The organism is Rhodococcus sp. DT1 (assembly GCF_049844875.1).
Taxonomy (GTDB): domain Bacteria; phylum Actinomycetota; class Actinomycetes; order Mycobacteriales; family Mycobacteriaceae; genus Rhodococcus.
In genome coordinates this window covers 625,787-643,140 of record NZ_JBNCLW010000001.1, presented here as the reverse complement: position 1 = coordinate 643,140, position 17,354 = coordinate 625,787, and the positions used below count along the sequence as shown (strand labels likewise).

The 17,354-nt window shown below is 68.4% G+C and carries 17 protein-coding genes; 5 read left to right on the top strand and 12 right to left on the bottom strand.

Features of this window, described 5'->3' with window-relative positions:
* Window positions 1-3: 3 nt before the first annotated feature.
* Complete coding sequence (locus tag ACLQ3J_RS02995; RefSeq protein ID WP_169621912.1) at window positions 4-444, bottom strand: NfeD family protein; 441 nt, start codon at window positions 442-444, stop codon at window positions 4-6.
* Between the two features lie 180 nt (window positions 445-624).
* Here ACLQ3J_RS02995 and ACLQ3J_RS02990 point away from each other — a divergent pair, with 180 nt between their 5' ends.
* A complete protein-coding gene (locus ACLQ3J_RS02990; protein ID WP_425902089.1) occupies window positions 625-1,053 on the top strand; it encodes a pyridoxamine 5'-phosphate oxidase family protein in 429 nt (142 codons plus the stop codon).
* 39 nt (window positions 1,054-1,092) lie between these two features.
* On the opposite strand, the gene ACLQ3J_RS02985 is transcribed toward ACLQ3J_RS02990, so the two are convergent.
* Window positions 1,093-1,929 carry a DUF3097 domain-containing protein gene (locus tag ACLQ3J_RS02985; RefSeq protein WP_425902087.1) on the bottom strand — a complete coding sequence of 279 codons (837 nt, stop codon included), beginning with the start codon at window positions 1,927-1,929 and terminating at the stop codon, window positions 1,093-1,095.
* Window positions 1,930-2,006: 77 nt separating this feature from the next.
* Here ACLQ3J_RS02985 and ACLQ3J_RS02980 point away from each other — a divergent pair, with 77 nt between their 5' ends.
* Window positions 2,007-2,816 carry a hypothetical protein gene (locus ACLQ3J_RS02980; RefSeq protein WP_169621909.1) on the top strand — a complete coding sequence of 270 codons (810 nt, stop codon included), beginning with the start codon at window positions 2,007-2,009 and terminating at the stop codon, window positions 2,814-2,816.
* A 4-nt stretch (window positions 2,817-2,820) separates the two neighbouring features.
* Here ACLQ3J_RS02980 and ACLQ3J_RS02975 read toward each other — a convergent pair whose 3' ends face one another.
* Window positions 2,821-3,654 carry a class I SAM-dependent methyltransferase gene (locus ACLQ3J_RS02975; protein WP_425902085.1) on the bottom strand — a complete coding sequence of 278 codons (834 nt, stop codon included), beginning with the start codon at window positions 3,652-3,654 and terminating at the stop codon, window positions 2,821-2,823.
* Between the two features lie 131 nt (window positions 3,655-3,785).
* Here ACLQ3J_RS02975 and ACLQ3J_RS02970 point away from each other — a divergent pair, with 131 nt between their 5' ends.
* Entirely contained in the window at window positions 3,786-4,472 is a 687-nt protein-coding gene (locus ACLQ3J_RS02970; protein ID WP_169621907.1) for a winged helix-turn-helix transcriptional regulator, read from the top strand.
* 11 nt (window positions 4,473-4,483) lie between these two features.
* On the opposite strand, the gene ACLQ3J_RS02965 is transcribed toward ACLQ3J_RS02970, so the two are convergent.
* The 8 genes from ACLQ3J_RS02965 to ACLQ3J_RS02930 form a co-directional block, all read right to left on the bottom strand.
* Window positions 4,484-5,563: a ferrochelatase gene (locus ACLQ3J_RS02965; protein ID WP_296549519.1), complete on the bottom strand. Its 1,080-nt coding sequence runs from the start codon at window positions 5,561-5,563 to the stop codon at window positions 4,484-4,486.
* 20 nt (window positions 5,564-5,583) lie between these two features.
* Entirely contained in the window at window positions 5,584-6,390 is an 807-nt protein-coding gene (gene inhA, locus ACLQ3J_RS02960) for an NADH-dependent enoyl-ACP reductase InhA (RefSeq protein ID WP_169621905.1), read from the bottom strand.
* A gap of 53 nt (window positions 6,391-6,443) precedes the next feature.
* Window positions 6,444-7,193 carry a 3-oxoacyl-ACP reductase FabG1 gene (fabG1, locus tag ACLQ3J_RS02955; protein WP_169621904.1) on the bottom strand — a complete coding sequence of 250 codons (750 nt, stop codon included), beginning with the start codon at window positions 7,191-7,193 and terminating at the stop codon, window positions 6,444-6,446.
* 65 nt (window positions 7,194-7,258) lie between these two features.
* A complete protein-coding gene (locus ACLQ3J_RS02950; RefSeq protein ID WP_169652135.1) occupies window positions 7,259-8,239 on the bottom strand; it encodes a VWA domain-containing protein in 981 nt (326 codons plus the stop codon).
* A complete protein-coding gene (locus tag ACLQ3J_RS02945; RefSeq protein WP_169621902.1) occupies window positions 8,236-9,198 on the bottom strand; it encodes a DUF58 domain-containing protein in 963 nt (320 codons plus the stop codon). The genes ACLQ3J_RS02950 and ACLQ3J_RS02945 overlap by 4 nt, the downstream gene beginning before the upstream one ends.
* Complete coding sequence (locus tag ACLQ3J_RS02940) at window positions 9,195-10,307, bottom strand: MoxR family ATPase (RefSeq protein WP_346765179.1); 1,113 nt, start codon at window positions 10,305-10,307, stop codon at window positions 9,195-9,197. The genes ACLQ3J_RS02945 and ACLQ3J_RS02940 overlap by 4 nt, the downstream gene beginning before the upstream one ends.
* A 379-nt stretch (window positions 10,308-10,686) precedes the next feature.
* A complete protein-coding gene (locus tag ACLQ3J_RS02935) occupies window positions 10,687-12,201 on the bottom strand; it encodes an NlpC/P60 family protein (RefSeq protein WP_425902083.1) in 1,515 nt (504 codons plus the stop codon).
* A gap of 462 nt (window positions 12,202-12,663) precedes the next feature.
* Window positions 12,664-13,221: a DUF6676 family protein gene (locus ACLQ3J_RS02930; RefSeq protein WP_169621900.1), complete on the bottom strand. Its 558-nt coding sequence runs from the start codon at window positions 13,219-13,221 to the stop codon at window positions 12,664-12,666.
* 356 nt (window positions 13,222-13,577) lie between these two features.
* Between ACLQ3J_RS02930 and ACLQ3J_RS02925 the strand changes: the two genes are divergently transcribed.
* On the top strand, window positions 13,578-16,388 hold the full coding sequence (locus ACLQ3J_RS02925) for an aconitate hydratase AcnA (RefSeq protein ID WP_169621899.1): 2,811 nt from the start codon (window positions 13,578-13,580) through the stop codon (window positions 16,386-16,388).
* A gap of 109 nt (window positions 16,389-16,497) precedes the next feature.
* Window positions 16,498-17,064 (top strand): TetR/AcrR family transcriptional regulator, encoded by a 567-nt coding sequence (locus ACLQ3J_RS02920; protein WP_169621898.1) that lies wholly within the window; start codon window positions 16,498-16,500, stop codon window positions 17,062-17,064.
* 15 nt (window positions 17,065-17,079) lie between these two features.
* Here the strand turns inward: ACLQ3J_RS02920 and ACLQ3J_RS02915 are convergent, their stop codons facing one another.
* The gene (locus ACLQ3J_RS02915; protein ID WP_169621897.1) at window positions 17,080-17,328 is read right to left on the bottom strand and encodes a helix-turn-helix domain-containing protein; all 249 of its coding nucleotides are present in this window, start codon (window positions 17,326-17,328) and stop codon (window positions 17,080-17,082) included.
* Window positions 17,329-17,354: the final 26 nt, after the last annotated feature.

Genomic DNA, 17,354 nt, shown 5'->3' with positions numbered 1-17,354 from the left:
AGGTCAGACACCCCTCCATACGACGGCGGTCGCGCCGTCGATCTGCATCACGGTCACGGTTGTTCCGGGTTCGTACACTTCGGTGGCGTCCAACGGCCGGGCAGTCCACACGTCGCCGTCGATTTTCACCCGGCCCGCGTGCTCACCCACTTGCTCGACGACGAGCGCGTGCTTGCCGGGTAGCGCGTCGACGCCCGTCGTGAGCGCGGGCGGCGCGGAATAGCGGCGGCGCAGGATGGGCCGGACTCCGAGCAGCAATACCAGCGAGAACAGTGCGAACACCACGGCGTCGAGCCACACCGGCAGATCCGTTGCAGCCGAGACACCGGCGGTAGCCAGCGCCGCACCGCCGAGCATCAGCAGGACGAAGTCACCGGTGAGCGCTTCCGCCGCAGCCAGTGCCACGCCGGCGATAAGCCATATCAATGCCGCCACAGCAACCATCGAACCATAAATCGGACATTGCGGCAGAGAGCCAGTTCACAGGCTTGCCGAGCGGTTGCCGCGCACACACCCGCCGCGACGAGCACAATGCTCAGCACGTCGGCGAACCGTCCGTGCGGAGGGAACGCGACCGGGCGGGCGCCGCCGGCCCCACCCTTCCCCGAATCCGAAAGGGGCATGATGAGCACCCCCACGAGTTCACTGACCGCCGAGGACCTGGAGTTCCTCAGACGCCCCCTGCACGGATTCGTGAGCGTGGCCGCAGGACCGCTCCCGCCCCAGCCCCGACCGGTCTGGTTCGAGGCCACCGACGCGGGCACCGTCGACTTGTTCACCGCCCCCGACTCGCTGAAGATCCGCCGCCTGGGGCGCGACCCCCGCGCCTCGATCGTGGTCGCCGCACCGGTCGGGGAACGTGAACGGTGGGTGTCGATCGCGGGCCACACCACGATCGAGGCGGACGGAGCACACGAGTTGTGTTCCCGCCTGGCCGCGCGCTATTGGGATCTCGACGATCCGGTTCGTGCCGCCGATCTCGCCGGGATCCTCGCCGAAGACCAGGTCCGTATCGTCATCCATCCGGACACCGTGCGGCGGTACAGGTATTGAGCGCGCCCGAATGTGCCGTCGACCTTCGGTGCGGGGCGCTCACTCGCCGTCGACGGGTTCGGTGACAAAATCCACGAGTCGCTCGACCGCGCCGATCAGCGGGGCTTCGAGGTCCCGGAACGACGACACCGCGCCGTAGACCCGCCGCCAGCCTTCCTGCGGCGTACCCCAGCCGAGTTCACGGCACACGCCGGTTTTCCAGTCCAGGCCGCGCGGAATCGTCGGCCAGGACTCGATCCCGACGGCCTTGGGGCGCACCGCTTCCCACACGTCGATGTAGGGATGGCCGGTGACCATGACGTGCGGGCCGAGGTTCGCGGTCAGCCGCTCTTCCTTCGATCCGGTGACGAGATGGTCCGCCAGGACACCGACCCTCCGTCCCGGACCGGGACGGAACTCGGCGAGCCGCTCGGCCAGGTTGTCGAGCCCTTCGAGTTGTTCGACGACGACGCCCTCCACACGGAGGTCGTGTCCCCAGACCTGTTCGACGAGGGCCGCGTCGTGCACACCTTCGACCCAGATGCGGCTTCCGCGGGCCACGCGTGCCCGCAAGCCCTCCACTCTGGTCGACCCCGAGGCCGATCTCGCCGGGGTCTGCGCCGCCGGTCGCGGCTTGGGCCGCACCAGAGTGACAGGTGCACCGTCGATCAGAAACGCGGCAGGCCGCATCGCGAACAGACGGGTGCGGCGTTGCCCGTCCTCCAAGCGCACGAAGTCGCCGTCGTAGGTGCGTTCGATGCCGACGATCGCGCCGCACCACCCCGACGCGGCGTCTTCGACCACGAGATCCTTCTCGGCCTCGAGTTCCGGGACGGTCTTCTTCCGCTTGCGGTTGTGTCCGGCATAGATGTCGCCGTAGCTGTCGCGTGGACTCACGCCGGTCAACGTTAGGACAACGGCACCGGCGGGCGGTCGTCGCCACGCCGGAGAACAGTGCGTCCTATGCTCGTTCCGTGAGTTCCCCGAGTCAGAGCCTGACGCTGTGGGCCGGAGCATGGCTCTCCGGTCGCGCAGCGCCCGACGAGGTCATCGATGCCCTGCACGAATGGGCGCCGATGCATCTCGTCGCTGCCGCCGAGGCGGACGCGAAACACCGCGCCGGGCTGACCGGCCAGGACCCGCAGGACGGCGCCGCGGTACTGCTCACCGTGATCCGGCGGGCCGACCCCGCGGGAGGTTCGGGCATCCGACTGCTGTTGCCGTCTCCGGGCGATGTGCGCGGCCTGCCCGTCGGCATCGCCTTCTCCGCAGCAGCAACGGCTGCCGGGGAGGGTGTACTCGTCGGCGCGCCGGGAACGCCCGGACTCGGCCTGGTCCCGACCGTCGAGGGACCCGATGTACTCCGCTGGACCGTGTTCGCCGTCCCGGCGGTACCCGAACTCACCGACCTACCAGGCCTCGGCGAAGCCGAATTCACCATGCGCGAAGCGGTGCGCGACGCCGCCGCCACGCTCACCGGTATCCGCACGGTCGGCGACGACGGGCGCAGCACCGACCCGCGTGCCGAGATCGCGGCCGAGATCGCCGAGTACGCCCGTCACCGGTATCCGGACTCGATCCCGCAGCGTGCCGTGCGGATCCTCGATTCCGCCGATCAGGTCGCGGCAATTCTCACCGTCGCGGGGCGCGGCGGTGGTCTGCGTGCCGGTTCGGCGACCACGCTGGACGCCCGCGAATCCGCGCTGCGTCCCTTGTGGACCGCGGTGCGGCACGCGCGAGTCGGCGCAGTCGACGCCGCTCTGCGCGCGCCCCAGCACGGCTGAGTTCTCACCCCGCGCGACTGGCAGTGACCAGCAGGTAATCCCAGTCCATCGCTCCCCCACCCAGATCGTGCCGGCGCGCCAGTTCGGCAAGTTCGCCGTCGAGCGCGGCGACTCGCTCGGGATCGCCCGCGAGTGCGCGGTAGACCGCAATCGTCGGCCCGTAGTTGGTCTTGAAGAAGTCGCGGAACGCTTCGCCCGTGGGGAAACGGTCGACACGTAACGAACCGGTGCTCGCCGTCAGATCGGTCACCCGGTCCCCCAGCAGGGTCCGCACATGGTCTTCGTCGCCCCAGAGCGGGGGTGGTTGTGCCCCCGGGGGTGGTGCGGGCGCGTACGGCTTCATCGTGGCGAACATCCGGCCGATGAAACCCGCGGGCGTCCAGCTCAAGAGCCCGATCCGGCCTCCCGGACGGGTGACGCGCACGAGTTCGTCCGCCGCTACCTGGTGGTGCGGCGCGAACATCACCCCGACGCACGAGAGCGTCACGTCGGCACTCGCGTCGCCGAACGGCATCGCCTCCGCGTCCGCCTCTTCCCAGGTCACGGTGGCGCCGGCGTCCTCGGCATCGCGCCGGCCGATGTCGAACAGTTCGGGAGTCAGGTCCGTCGCCACGACGGTGGCCCCGGCCAGTGCGGCGGGAATCGCGGCGTTGCCCGAACCGGCCGCGACGTCGAGCACCCGGTCGCCCGGGCCGACCCGGCACGCGGACACGAGGATCTGTCCGAGCGACGGGATCACTCCGGACGCGACGGCCGGATAATCGCCGAGCGCCCACATGGCCCGGTGTTTCGCCTTGAGGTCGCGGTCTGCATCGAGTGCCGAGCGGGATTGCGTCATCACACATCTCCTTCAACGGAGCGTCCGATCCGTCGTCGACAGATCTCGGAGGCGCACGTCAACGGTATGAACACCCGCGGATTGCTTCCAGTTCGGAATCTGTACCGCCCGGCAGGCCTACCATTCGAAGCATGGGCTCGCCCTACCACCAATTCTGTCCCGTCGCGAAAGCGATGGAACTCTTCGACGAGCGGTGGACACTTCTGCTGGTGCGCGAATTGGTGCTCGGCAGCGAGCGATTCAACGACCTCCGCCGCGGACTCCCCCGGATGTCGCCGTCGTTGCTGTCCACCCGCCTGCACCAGTTGACGGTCGCGGGGATCGTGCAACGGACCGTCGACGGTTCGGAGGTCCGTTACGTGCTCACACCCGCCGGACGTGATCTGGAACCGGTGGTGTCCGCGCTCGGCACGTGGGGATCGCGGTGGACGGGCCGGCTCGGCGACGAAGACCTCGACCCCAAGCTGCTGATGTGGGATATGCACCGCAACGTCGACCACTCCGCGATCGAGGAGACTCGGGTGGTCGTGGAGTTCGTCTTCACCGGCGCCCCACGCGGGTCGCGGCGGTGGTGGCTGGTCATCGTTCCCGGAGAGGTCGACGTCTGCGACACCGATCCGGGCTTCGAGGTCTCCGTCACGGTCACGGCTGGGCTGCGGGATCTGACCGAAATCTGGCGCGGAGAAAACGACTGGCCCGAGGCGCTGCGGACCGGAGCCGTGGTGGTGGAGGGCCCGGTGGGGCTGCGGCGGTCCCTCCCGAGCTGGTTCGTCTCTCCCCTGGCCGGGGCGAATCGCAGTGGTGAGCCGGCGCTCTGAGCCGTGAGTGCTCAGTCCTCCGCTGTGGGCGCCGGCCGAGAGGGCCGCGCCGGGGGTTCGCAGCACCGGACTGCGCACAGCGTGCCGTTGCACCCCACTCCGAACTCCGGTTCCGTTCCGCGCCGGCGCGGCGATGCCGTACCGAGGCGTTCCTGCACGAGCTCACGGACCATCTGCGCGAAACGGGGATCGGTCCCGGCCGTCGCCGCGCGCACGAACTCCATGCCGAGTTCGGCCGCACGGTCCCGGGCTTCGGTGTCGAGATCCCAGACCACCTCGAGGTGGTCGGAGATGAATCCGACCGGAACCACGATCACCGAGGTCACTCCCCGCTCGTGGAGAGCATCGAGATGGTCGACGATGTCGGGTTCGAGCCACGGCACCCGGGGCGGGCCCGAACGCGACTGCCAGACCAGGTCGTAGTCGTCGACACCGAGCGAATCCGCGACCAGGCGCGCGGCCTCGGCCACCTGGCGGCTGTAGAGACGCCCGCCGGCGTCCGGCGGTCCACCGGTCGCATCGGCGGACGTCGGGATCGAGTGAGCGGTGAAAACGAGGCGCGCGTCCGCTGCCTCGTCGGATAGTTCGGCGCGGGACGCGCGCACGGCATCGGCGACCGCGTCGAGGAACAGCGGGTGATCGTAGAACTGCCGGATCTTCGTCAGGTCGGGGGCGTCGTCGACCGCGCTCCGCGCCCGGCGGATGTCCTCGTGATACTGCCGGCATCCCGAGTAACCGCCCCACGCCGAGGTCGCGAAGACCAGCGCGTTGCGAATTCCGTCGTCACGCATGGCCGCGACGGTGTCCTCGACCATCGGATGCCAGTTACGGTTTCCGAAGTACACCGGCAGGTCGATGCCGTGCGCCTCGAACTCGCCGCGCACGGCATCGATGAGGGCCCGGTTGAGCGCGTTGATCGGTGAGACACCCCCGAAGTGCAGGTAGTGCTGCGCAACGTCGTCGAGACGTTCCGGCGGGATCCCCCGGCCCCGGGTGACGTTCTCGAGGAACGGCCGGACATCGTCCGGGCCTTCGGGGCCGCCGAACGACAGCACCAGCAGCGCGTCGAACGATTCGGGGGTGCTCACCATGGGAGTGCTCTCCTGACCTGTCAGGCGCCGAGGCCGACCTGTGAGTGGAAACCACCGTCGACGTACACGATCGACCCGGTGGTACCGGGCAACCAATCGGACAGTACCGCGCACACGGTCTTCGCGACCGGAGTCGGGTCTTCGACGTCCCATCCGATCGGGGACGCGGCGGACCAGCCTTCGTTGAGCCGGTTCATCTCGGCTCCCGGTCCGGTGGCATCCCCGGCGATCGCCTTCGCCGCAAGGGTCTTGATCGGGCCGGCGGCGACGAGATTCGAGCGGATTCCGCGCGGGCCGACCTCCTTGGCGACATACCGGTTGACCGATTCGAGGGTCGCCTTGGAGACGCCCATCCAGTTGTAGAACGGCACCGCGCGTGACGGATCGAAGTCCATGCCGACGAGAGAACCGCCCTCGTTCATGACCGGCAGCACCGCCTTGGCAAGTGCACCGTACGAATACGCGGAGACCTCCAGGGCGACGGCGACGTCGCTCCACGGGGCATCGAGGAACGGGCTGCCCAGGCACGAACGCGGCGCGAAACCGATCGAATGCACGACGCCGTCGATCCCTTCGGGCGCGAGTTCACGCAGTTTGTCGGCGAGCCCGGCGAGGTGCTCGGTGTTCTGCACGTCGAGTTCGATCGCCGGCGGCACCGGCTGCGGCAGACGCTGCGCGATGCGGTCGATCAGCCGCAACCGGTCGAAGCCGGTGATGATGATCTTCGCGCCCTGTTCCTGTGCCGCTTTGGCGGTGTGGAACGCGATGGAGGCATCGGTGATGATGCCGGTGACGAGAATGGTCTTGCCCTCGAGCAGTCCGCCCATGAGTGTGTCGATCCTCCAGTGAGATTCGGATGTGGTCCGGGTGTGGCGGCGGGTCAGTGACCCATGCCCATGCCTCCGTCGACGGGGATGACAGCGCCCGAGACGTAGGCGGAGTCGTCTGAGGCGAGGAAGCTCACCACGCCCGCGACATCGTCGGGCTTGCCGAGACGCTGCATCGGGATGAATTTCTTTGCCATGTCGCGCAGATCGTCGGACAGTTCCGCGGTCATGTCCGTCTCGATGAACCCGGGTGCGACGACGTTGGCGGTGATCGAGCGTGAGCCGAGTTCGCGGGTCACCGACCGGGCGAGTCCGATCACGCCGGCCTTCGAGGCTGCGTAGTTGATCTGCCCGGCCTGGCCTGCCATACCGACAACCGAACCGAGGAAGATCATCCGTCCCCACCGTGCGCGCAGCATCGCCCGGTTGGCGCGCTTCGCGCACCGGAAGGATCCGGTGAGGTTGGCGTCGAGGACGCTGGTGAACTGGTCCTCGGTCATGCGCATCAGCAGGGTGTCGTCGGTGACGCCGGCGTTGGCGACCAGCACCTCGACAGGGCCCTGATGCTCTTCGACCTCGGTGAATGCGCGGTCGACCGACTCGGCGTCGGTGACGTCGCACACGACACCGAACAGGTCGTCGGGGACACCGGAACCGCGGTGGGTGACGGCAACCTTGTGTCCGTCGGCCTGCAGGCGGCGAGCCACCGCGAGGCCGATACCGCGGTTTCCTCCGGTGACGAGAACGGACCGGGGCGTGCCCGCGGGGCGCGTGGACGCGGCGGGGCTACTTGCGTCAGTCATGGCGACAAACCTATCTGGTGGTGGATCGCACACGGACAGGGCTCCGTGAGCGGCGACAAGAAGGGTCAGGGCAGGCGCTGGCGAAGCACCATGGCGGAGAGGAGGCCTGCGGCGACGCAGAGAGCACCGAGCATCAGCCACGGCCGGCTCGCATCGCCGCGCGTCGTTTCGAAGCCGATCTGCTCCTCGAGAGTGTTGTAGGCGTCCTCGAGTTCCTCGAGACTCGACGCGGTGAAGAAGCTGCCCCCGGACAGGTTCGCGATCTCCTTGAGAGACGGATCGTCGACAGGGACCGGGATGCGCTCGTCCTCGATCGTGACCGTTCCGGTCGCGGTGCCGAACGAGATCGTCGAGACCGGGATTCCCTTCTCGGCTGCCTGCCTCGCCGCGGTGAAACCTCCCCGCGGGTCGTCGGGGCTCTCCGGCACGGTCTGCTTTCCGTCCGAGAGCAGCACGATCCTGGCGGGCGGCGCCTGATCGCTGCCGCCGAGCACAGCGGCCAGGGTGTCGATGGACTGCATCGCAGTGAATATCGCTTCGCCGGTGGCGGTGCGCTCACTCAGTTGCAGGTGGTCGATTGCCGTCTTCGTCGCTTCCCGGTTGGTGGTCGGTGACACCAGCACCGACGCGGTACCGGAGAACGCGACGAGACCGAGGTTGATCCCGGGAGTCAGATCGTCCGCGAACTGCTTCGCCGCTTCCTGCGCGGCGGCGAGCCGGGACGGTGCGACATCGGTCGCCTCCATCGACAGCGACACGTCGATCACCGCGACGACCGTCGCGCGATTACGCGGCACCCGTTGCTCGGCCGTAGGTCCGGCGAGGGCGACCGTGAGGAAGACCAGGCCGGCCAGCAGCAGCGCGACCGGGATGTGGCGGGCACGTCCGGGCCGGTCGGGAGCGACCTTCTCGAGAAGTTCGAAGTTGGTGAACCGCAGCGTGTGAGAGAGCCTGCGGCGCTGCACCAGCACGTAGCCGACGCCGAGGGCGGCAACCACGACCAGGAACAGCAACCACCACGGTGAGGTGAAACCGGAAATGCTCACCGGCCCACCCTCCCCACGCCGCCGGCTGCGTAACTGTGCCGGCGAGCCGCGACGAAACGAACCACGTCGCTGATCCAGTCCCGGTCGGTCCGCAAACTCAGCATCGGGGCCCCGCAACTGCGCATCGCCTGCTGCACGGCAGCGCGATGCTCCGCGGCAGCCTGGGCGTAGTCGGCGCGAAGCTGCGGTGTCGTCGTGAACTCACGGGTGCGTCCGGTTTCGGGATCGTGCAGGACGACGTCTCCCAGGTCGGGCAGTTCCAGGTCGCGGCGGTCCAGCACCTCGACTGCCAGCAGGTCGTGCCGGCCGGAGAGGGCACGCAACGACCGCTGCCAGTCGAGCGGTCCCAGGAAGTCGCTGATCACGACGGCAAGACCGCGCCGGCGCTGGGGCCGCCGCAGCGCCTCGACGACACCGCGCAGATCACCGCGGGTCCCGTCCGGTGGGTGCGGGATGGTCGCGATGGTGCGCAGCATGGATTGGGCGTGGGCCCGTCCCCCGCGCGCGGGAATCCGCACCGTGTCGCGGCCGGTGGACACCACGGCGCCGATCCGGTTGCCGCCGCCGATCGTCAGATGCGCGATCGCCGCGACCGCTGCGACGACCAGATCGCGCTTCTCGCACGCGGCCGTGCCGAAATCGAGGCTCGCGGACAGATCGACCGCGAGCCAGGTCTCGAGTTCGCGATCCGCGACGGTCTGCCGCACGTGCGGATGGGTGGTGCGGGCGGTGACCGACCAATCCATCTGGCGTACGTCGTCGCCCGGCTGGTACTCCCGGGCATCGCCCGGTTCGGACCCGGGTCCGGGAATCAGGCCCAGGTGATCACCGTGCAGGACACCGTCGAGCCGGCGCCGGACGGTCAGTTCCAGGGTGCGCAGCGCAGCAGTCAATGCGGGGTCGCGCAGCTCGCCGGAACGGAACGTGGGTGGCGACCCGTCGCGGGCGGGTTCGCTCACCGTTGCCCTGCACCTCCGTGCGGTCCGGGCGCGGGCACCACAGGAGCACCGGGACGCACCGCCGCGGGGGGACCCGCCGGCACGGGTGCCGTGGCCTGGGGCGCGACCTGCGGCAGACCGACCGTCTGGAGGATCTCGGCGATGATCCGGTCCGGTGAGACGTCGTCGGCCAGCGCGTCGTACGACAACACCAAGCGGTGACGCAGCACGTCGGGGATCACGTCGATGATGTCCTGCGGGATCACGTAGTCGCGCCCGCGGACGAGAGCGAGCGCGCGGGCTGCGGAGATGATGCCGAGGGTGGCACGCGGAGAGGCGCCGTAGGCGATCCATCCCTGCACGTCGTGCAGACCCAGTTCGGCCGGCGAGCGCGTCGCGAAGATGACCCGCACCACGTAGTCGACGAGCGCATGGTGCACGAACACGCGACTGGCGATCTTCTGCAGTCGCAGCAGTTCCTCCCGGGAGAGCACCTGCTTCGGTTCCGGAGCCGCGACTCCCATCCGGTAGACGATCTCGCGTTCTTCCTCGACCGAGGGGTAGTCGACGAGGACCTTGAACAGGAACCGGTCTCGCTGCGCCTCGGGCAGCGGGTAGACGCCTTCGTTCTCGATGGGGTTCTGCGTCGCCATGACCAGGAACGGGTCGGGCATCGGGAACGTCTTGCCACCGATGGTGACGTGCCGTTCCGCCATCACTTCGAGCAGCGCCGACTGCACCTTCGCCGGGGCGCGGTTGATCTCGTCGGCGAGCACGAAGTTCGCCACCACCGGGCCGAGTTCGGTGTCGAACTCTTCGCGGCCCTGCCGGTAGATCCGGGTTCCGACGAGGTCGGTGGGTACCAGGTCGGGAGTGAACTGGACGCGGGAGAAGGATCCACCGACAACTTTGGCGAACGTCTCGACCGCGAGGGTCTTCGCGACACCCGGCACGCCTTCGAGCAGGACGTGCCCGCGGGCGAGCACTCCGACGAGCATGCGTTCGACGAGGAGGTCCTGGCCGACGATCACTCGCTTGACCTCGTAGATGGCGCGCTCGAGAAGGCGGACGTCGTCTGCCGGGTCGTACGCCTTCTCCGGTGCGGCCACAGGCTCCTTCGACGTGGACACGGCGGGAGCGGACGCACTCGTCGCACCGGCGGACGGGCCGTTTCCGGCAACGGGAGGGTTCGCCGCGACACTGCCCCGTGTGGGAGCGCCGGCGTCCGCCCTGCCGCTGCCCGGTCCGGCCGTGCCCTGCGGCTCCACGTCGTGGCCCTGACCGGCGGCGTTGTTCGAGCCGGCCCCGCCCTTCTGTGCGCCCGCTGCCGTACCCGACGTCCCGCCCTCGCGTGAGGTCACCAAGAATCCACCGCTTTCGCCTACGTTGATCCACTGGAAATCGCCTGCTGCACCACTATGGCAGGTGTCGATTCAGTGTGCCGTAACGCCAGGCCCGCGGCGTGGGCGAGTCCCACGCCCGGACAGTGCGATCACGATCACTTCACCGTCAGGACACCATGCGCACCACATACGGTGTCATGCCGTCCCAGCGTACCGGCGAGATCATGACGTGCGAACCCGACTGCGGCGCCTCGAGCATCGTGCCGTCGCCGAGGTACAGGCCCACGTGCTGGCTCGCATTGGGGCCGTAGAAGATCATGTCGCCGCGTCTCATCTCCGACGACGGGATCTGGGTGCCCGCTGTGTACTGATATCCGGTGTAGTGCGGCAGGGAGATGCCGATACCGGCGAACGCATAGATCATCAGCCCGGAGCAGTCGAAGCCCACCTTGCCGAAATCTCCGTAACTGTCGGCGACACCGCCGTCCCGTATTCCGCGGGTCGGTCCGTTCTCGTCTCCCCCACCCCACGCATACGGCACGCCGATCTGGGACAGCCCACGGTCGATCACGGTCTCGACCGCCGCGGCGCCGGTGAGCGACGGCGTCGACCGGGTGCGCGGCGACGACCGCGGAGTCTGCGGTGTGGGCGTGCGAGGTGTCTCGGTGACTTCGTCTGCCGGGTTCACCTCGCTACCCGGGCTCGGTGTCACGTCGGGATCGAGGTCCTCGTCCGGTACGGCGGCGTTCACGGCCGTGTCGAGGGCAGGTGCGCTCTCCCCCAAGTCGGCGTGGGGGCGTCGTCCGTTGGCGAGTTCGGCTGCCCGTGCGAGCGCGGCGTCGTCGGCTGCGACCCGCTGGGCCGCCGCTGCCGCTTCCTCACGCGCCACCTCGGCGGCAGCGGCACGGGCCGCCTCCTCCGCCACGCGGCGGCGATCCCATGCCACGTACTCCGCGCGCTGACCCTCGAGACCGGCAACGTTGGAGCGCGCGAAATCCAGTTCGGCCTGGGCTCCCGCTCGTGCCTGCTCGATGCGGCTCTTTTCTGCGGCTTCCCGGTCGAGGGCATCGCGGGCGACGGCGATCGCAGCTTCCGCGTCCACCTTGCGCTGCTCGGCGGCCGCCTCTGCGGCGTCGGCCTCCTGTTTCGCGGCGCGCGCACGGGAATGGGAGTTCGCCTGTTCGGTGCGCGCGCGTTCGAGTGCGTCGAGCACCGCGTCGCGCCCGGTCGAGAGCATGCGCATCACTTGCGCGCGGTCGAGCAGGTCCTCGGGGCCGTCGGTGGTCAGGAACGCGGCGAGTGATGTCGCGTTCGATCCGCGGGTATAGCTCTCCCGCGCGAACGAGTCGAAGTCCGCCTGCGCGTGTGAGATCTGGGCGCCCGCGTCCTGGAGGGCGAGCTGGGAGGACGCCACGGCCTGCGCGGCTGCTGCCACGGCGTCCTGGGCGGAATGCAAGTCGACGAGGGCGCGGTTGACGTCCTCGCGTTTGATCGCGACCTGGGCGTCGAGTTCGGCGAGCTGCTGATCTGCGTGGGAGATGCGCACGATCAGTTCACCGATGCGGTCGATCCCGGAGTTCACGGCCGCCCCGGCCGCGTCCAGTTCCGTGTCCGACGGATTGGGCGGTGGTGGTGGCACCGCGGCCGCAGTCGACCCCACTGCGACGAGCACCGTCGTCAAGAGGCCGATTCCCGCGAGCAACCGGGAGGCGCGGACGACGTGGCCCGAACGGGTGCTGCGAAGAGAAGACCGCCGACGTCCGGCAGTGGTAGGCGATGCCGGTGCGCCGGTAGGCGACGACCGTCGCGGAATCCCCCCGTGGAAACCGAATCGTCTCACTTGCGCTCTCCCTCGGTCGTGCCGACCTGAGAAACAGTCGGGCCCGACGCCTCGGGGAGCGCACAGCAAACACCGCTCGCGGGGTCCCCGCGATCGGTCGCTGTACCGGTCTCCGGTCGCGGGCAGCGCCCCACGACTGGGCTTGTGACACACCTTCCCCAAGAGCGTCATCTGAACCGTACGACACACCAGGCGCGTCTCGCGCGACAGTTACGGATTTCGATTACGGAACGCGACCTTCGGGGCGCACTCCGGCGCCGGACATCGACACCGGAGCCGGCGAGAAGACAGGCGGCGGCGCCGTCAGGAGGTCGTGGGTGTCGTGTCCTCGGCGGGGACCTGCTCGTGTTCGGCCGCATCGGATCGGGCGGCACGCCGGATCTTCGCCCAGTACGTCGCGCCCGATGCCGCAGCGACGACGAGCACGAGCAGGATCGTCAGCATCGTCCACGGTGGCGAGGGCTCGATCACGGAATCGACGAAGTTCTTCGTCGAGACCACCGGGTTGCCGGTATAGGTGCGGTCCTCGGCGGCTTCGAGGGTGACCCGGTCCAGGCTGTCGCTGAACGTGCCCACCCACCCGGGGCTGAGGACGAGCACGGTGCCCCCGTCTTCGGCTCCGACCTCGGTGGCGAGGTCACGGAGCTGGGAGTCCATGCGCGGATCTCGATCGATCACCACGACACTCAGGTCGATCCCGTGTTCCTGCGCCCGCGCCACCTCCGCGACCAGATCGTCGACCTGTTCGGGAGGCGCGGAGACCTGGTCGTCGCTCAGGTCGGCGAGGATCGCCTCGACCGTGACACCCGGAGGGAGATCTGTGGCCGACGGCCCGGGAATTCGTAGCAGTGGCGCAGACATTTCTCTCCGGTAGTGCTGGTCGGGAGCGTGTGCGAGCCCGGCTTCGCCGCGTCGAGCAGTCGGCACAGGGAGCACACGCTCGCAGGGCAACACCGAACAGTACGCGATCGCGCGCGGGTGGCGCAGCCGCGCCGAGGTCGGCGGGCGCGTCCGATGTGGCGTCGCGCACCCCTGAGAGCGCCGTATTCTCTGTACACTCCCGGCTTTATTACAGGACAAGCGTACTGTTAGACTCTACGGTGAGACGCCACGGCGGCACCGCACAGGAAATTCCTCCTCTGTGGACGCTGTGTGCCTCGCTTCAGCCGTCGACACAGCCCCGTCGGCGGCGAGCCGAAACGACGAGTGGAGCTGACGTGAGCACCAATACTGATTCGTTCGGCGCCAAGGGGACCCTGCAGGTCGGAGATAACTCGTACGAGATCTTCCGCCTGTCGGCCGTCCCCGGCACCGAGAAACTCCCTTACTCCTTGAAGGTTCTCGCCGAGAACCTGCTGCGCACCGAAGACGGTGCCAACATCACCGCCGATCACATCCGCGCCATCGCCAACTGGGATCCCGCAGCCGATCCCAGCATCGAGATCCAGTTCACGCCTGCCCGCGTGATCATGCAGGACTTCACCGGCGTGCCGTGCGTGGTCGACCTGGCCACCATGCGCGAGGCCGTCACCACCCTCGGCGGCGACCCGAACAAGGTCAACCCGCTCTCCCCCGCCGACATGGTCATCGACCACTCGGTCATCCTCGACGTCTTCGGCCGCGCCGACGCGCTCGAGCGCAACGTCGACCTCGAGTACCAGCGCAACGGTGAGCGTTACCAGTTCCTGCGCTGGGGCCAGGGCGCGTTCGACGACTTCAAGGTCGTCCCGCCCGGCATGGGCATCGTCCACCAGGTCAACATCGAGTACCTGGCTCCGACGGTCATGACCCGCAACGGCCAGGCCTACCCCGACACCTGTGTCGGCACCGACTCGCACACCACGATGGTCAACGGACTCGGCGTCCTCGGCTGGGGCGTCGGCGGCATCGAAGCCGAGGCCGCAATGCTCGGCCAGCCGGTCTCCATGCTCATCCCGCGCGTCGTCGGCTTCAAGCTCTCGGGCGAGATCCAGCCGGGCGTGACCGCGACGGACGTCGTGCTCACCGTCACCGAGATGCTGCGTAAGCACGGTGTGGTCGGCAAGTTCGTCGAGTTCTACGGTGCCGGCGTCGCCGAGGTCCCCCTCGCGAACCGCGCCACCCTCGGCAACATGAGCCCCGAGTTCGGTTCCACCGCAGCGATTTTCCCGATCGACGGCGAAACCATCAACTACCTGCGCCTGACCGGCCGCAGCGACGAGCAGCTCGCGCTCGTCGAGGCGTACGCCAAGGAACAGGGCATGTGGCACGACGCCGACAAGGAGCCGGTCTACTCGGAGTACATCGAGCTGGACCTGAGCACCGTCGTTCCGTCGATCGCCGGCCCGAAGCGCCCGCAGGACCGCATCCTGCTCAGCGACTCGAAGCTCGCCTTCCGCCGCGACATCCGCACCTACGTGGGCGACGACCAGCCGACCGAGCACAGCCAGCTCGACGAGGCCGTCGAGGAGTCCTTCCCCGCGTCGGACCCGGCCGCTCTCTCGTTCGCCGACGACGGTGACGACACCGCGGACCGCGTGCAGTCCGCCGCCAACGGTGCCACCGGCCGGCCGTCCAAGCCGGTCACCGTCAAGACGGAGCAGGGCGAGTTCGTCCTCGATCACGGTGCCGTGGTCGTTGCGGGCATCACCTCCTGCACCAACACCTCGAACCCGTCCGTGATGCTGGGTGCAGCGCTGCTCGCCCGCAACGCGGTCGAAAAGGGCCTGGCCACGAAGCCGTGGGTCAAGACCAACATGGCGCCGGGTTCGCAGGTCGTCTCCGACTACTACGAGAAGGCGGGCCTGTGGCCCTACCTCGAGAAGCTCGGTTTCTACCTCGGTGGCTACGGCTGCACCACGTGCATCGGCAACACCGGTCCGCTGCCGGAGGAGATCTCCAAGGCGATCAACGACAACGACCTCTCGGTCACCGCGGTGCTCTCGGGTAACCGCAACTTCGAGGGTCGCATCTCGCCCGACGTGAAGATGAACTACCTCGCGTCGCCGCCGCTCGTCATCGCGTACGCGCTCGCCGGCACCATGGACTTCGACTTCGAGGCCGACGCCCTGGGCAAGGACAAGGACGGCAACGACGTCTTCCTCAAGGACATCTGGCCGTCCGCACAGGAGATCGACGACACCATCAAGTCGGCGATCAGCCAGGACATGTTCCGCAACTCCTACGCCGACATCTTCAAGGGCGACGAGCGCTGGCAGAACCTGGAGACCCCGGCGGGCGACACCTTCGCGTGGGACGAGAACTCGACCTACGTGCGGAAGCCTCCGTACTTCGACGGCATGACGATGGATCCGGCTCCGGTCACCGACATCAAGGGCGCTCGTGTGCTCGCGCTGCTCGGCGACTCGGTCACGACGGACCACATCAGCCCCGCGGGTCCGATCAAGCCGGGCACCCCGGCCGCTCAGTACCTGGACGAGCACGGCGTCGAGCGCAAGGACTACAACTCGCTCGGTTCGCGTCGCGGTAACCACGAGGTGATGATCCGCGGCACGTTCGCGAACATCCGCCTGAAGAACCAGCTGCTCGACGGTGTGTCCGGTGGCTACACCCGCGACTTCACCCAGGACGGTGCACCGCAGGCGTTCATCTACGACGCGTCGCAGAACTACCAGAAGGCCGGCATCCCGCTGGTCGTCCTGGGCGGCAAGGAGTACGGCTCCGGGTCGTCGCGCGACTGGGCGGCCAAGGGCACCAGCCTCCTCGGCGTCAAGGCCGTCATCACCGAGTCCTTCGAGCGCATCCACCGCTCGAACCTCATCGGTATGGGCGTCGTCCCGCTGCAGTTCCCCGCCGGGGAGTCTGCGGCAAGTCTCGGACTGGACGGCACCGAGGTCTTCGATATCACCGGTATCGAGGCGCTCAACGAGGGCACCACGCCGAGCACCGTGCACGTCACCGCAACGAAGGACGACGGCAGCAAGGTCGAGTTCGACGCGGTCGTGCGCATCGATACGCCGGGTGAAGCGGACTACTACCGCAACGGCGGCATCCTGCAGTACGTGCTGCGCAACATGATCCGGGGCTGACATCCCGATCGGCCGCCCACATCCGCGGGTGGCCCACGCTGTGAAGTGACGGCGGGCCCGGGACGTCTCGTCTCGGGCCCGCCGTCCACATCGGGAAAGGACGGTCGCGGTGCCCAAGGTCAGTGAGCACCACCTCGCCGCGCGCCGAAGTCAGATCCTCGACGGCGCCCGGCGTTGCTTCGCCGAATACGGCTACGACGGCGCCACCGTGCGCCGCCTCGAGGAGGCCACGGGTCTCTCCCGCGGCGCAATCTTCCACCATTTCAAAGACAAGGACGGGTTGTTCCTCGCGCTTGCGCAGGAGGACGCCAAGCGGATGGCCGACGTGGCCGCCAACGAAGGCCTGGTGCAGGTCATGCGCGACATGCTGTCCTCGCCCGACCAGTTCGACTGGCTCGGTACCCGGCTCGAGATCACGCGGCGCCTGCGGACCGATCCGGAGTTCGCCAAGGAGTGGACCCAGCACTCCGCGGAACTGACCGCTGCGACCGTCGGGCGTCTGGAACGGCAGCGCGAAGCCGGTCGCCTGCGCGACGACGTGCCCACCGAGGTTCTGGTGGGCTACCTGGACCTGGTGCTCGACGGGCTCATCGCCCGCCTCGCCTCCGGGCATGCCGAAAAGGAACTGTGCGCGGTCCTCGACCTCGTCGAAGAATCGGTGCGTCGCCGGGACTGATCCCGGCGACGTCCGTCACGCGCTCTTGTCGGCTGTTGCCCTGCGGCGATTCGGCCCACCTCGCCCGCGAAGCTGGACATCCGACTCCACCAGCACGTTGTGGACGAAACCGTAGGAACGTCCGGTTTCGTGGGCGAGGGTGCGAATGCTTGCACCTGCCTCGTAGCGGCGTTTGAGTTCCGCTTGCAATCGGTCCCGCGAATCCCCGGTGATCCGGGTTCCCTTCGCGAACGTCGTCTGGCCACGATCGGGATTTCGCACCATCGGTTCCTCCCGGCACCTCGACAAAG

Coding starts and splice junctions, on each gene's coding strand:
- ACLQ3J_RS02995 (WP_169621912.1), bottom strand. CDS start 444: ATGGTTGCTGTGGCGGCATTGATATGGCTTATCGCCGGCGTGGCACTG.
- ACLQ3J_RS02990 (WP_425902089.1), top strand. CDS start 625: ATGAGCACCCCCACGAGTTCACTGACCGCCGAGGACCTGGAGTTCCTC.
- ACLQ3J_RS02975 (WP_425902085.1), bottom strand. CDS start 3,654: ATGACGCAATCCCGCTCGGCACTCGATGCAGACCGCGACCTCAAGGCG.
- ACLQ3J_RS02970 (WP_169621907.1), top strand. CDS start 3,786: ATGGGCTCGCCCTACCACCAATTCTGTCCCGTCGCGAAAGCGATGGAA.
- ACLQ3J_RS02965 (WP_296549519.1), bottom strand. CDS start 5,563: ATGGTGAGCACCCCCGAATCGTTCGACGCGCTGCTGGTGCTGTCGTTC.
- inhA (WP_169621905.1), bottom strand. CDS start 6,390: ATGGGCGGACTGCTCGAGGGCAAGACCATTCTCGTCACCGGCATCATC.
- fabG1 (WP_169621904.1), bottom strand. CDS start 7,193: ATGACTGACGCAAGTAGCCCCGCCGCGTCCACGCGCCCCGCGGGCACG.
- ACLQ3J_RS02930 (WP_169621900.1), bottom strand. CDS start 13,221: ATGTCTGCGCCACTGCTACGAATTCCCGGGCCGTCGGCCACAGATCTC.
- ACLQ3J_RS02915 (WP_169621897.1), bottom strand. CDS start 17,328: ATGGTGCGAAATCCCGATCGTGGCCAGACGACGTTCGCGAAGGGAACC.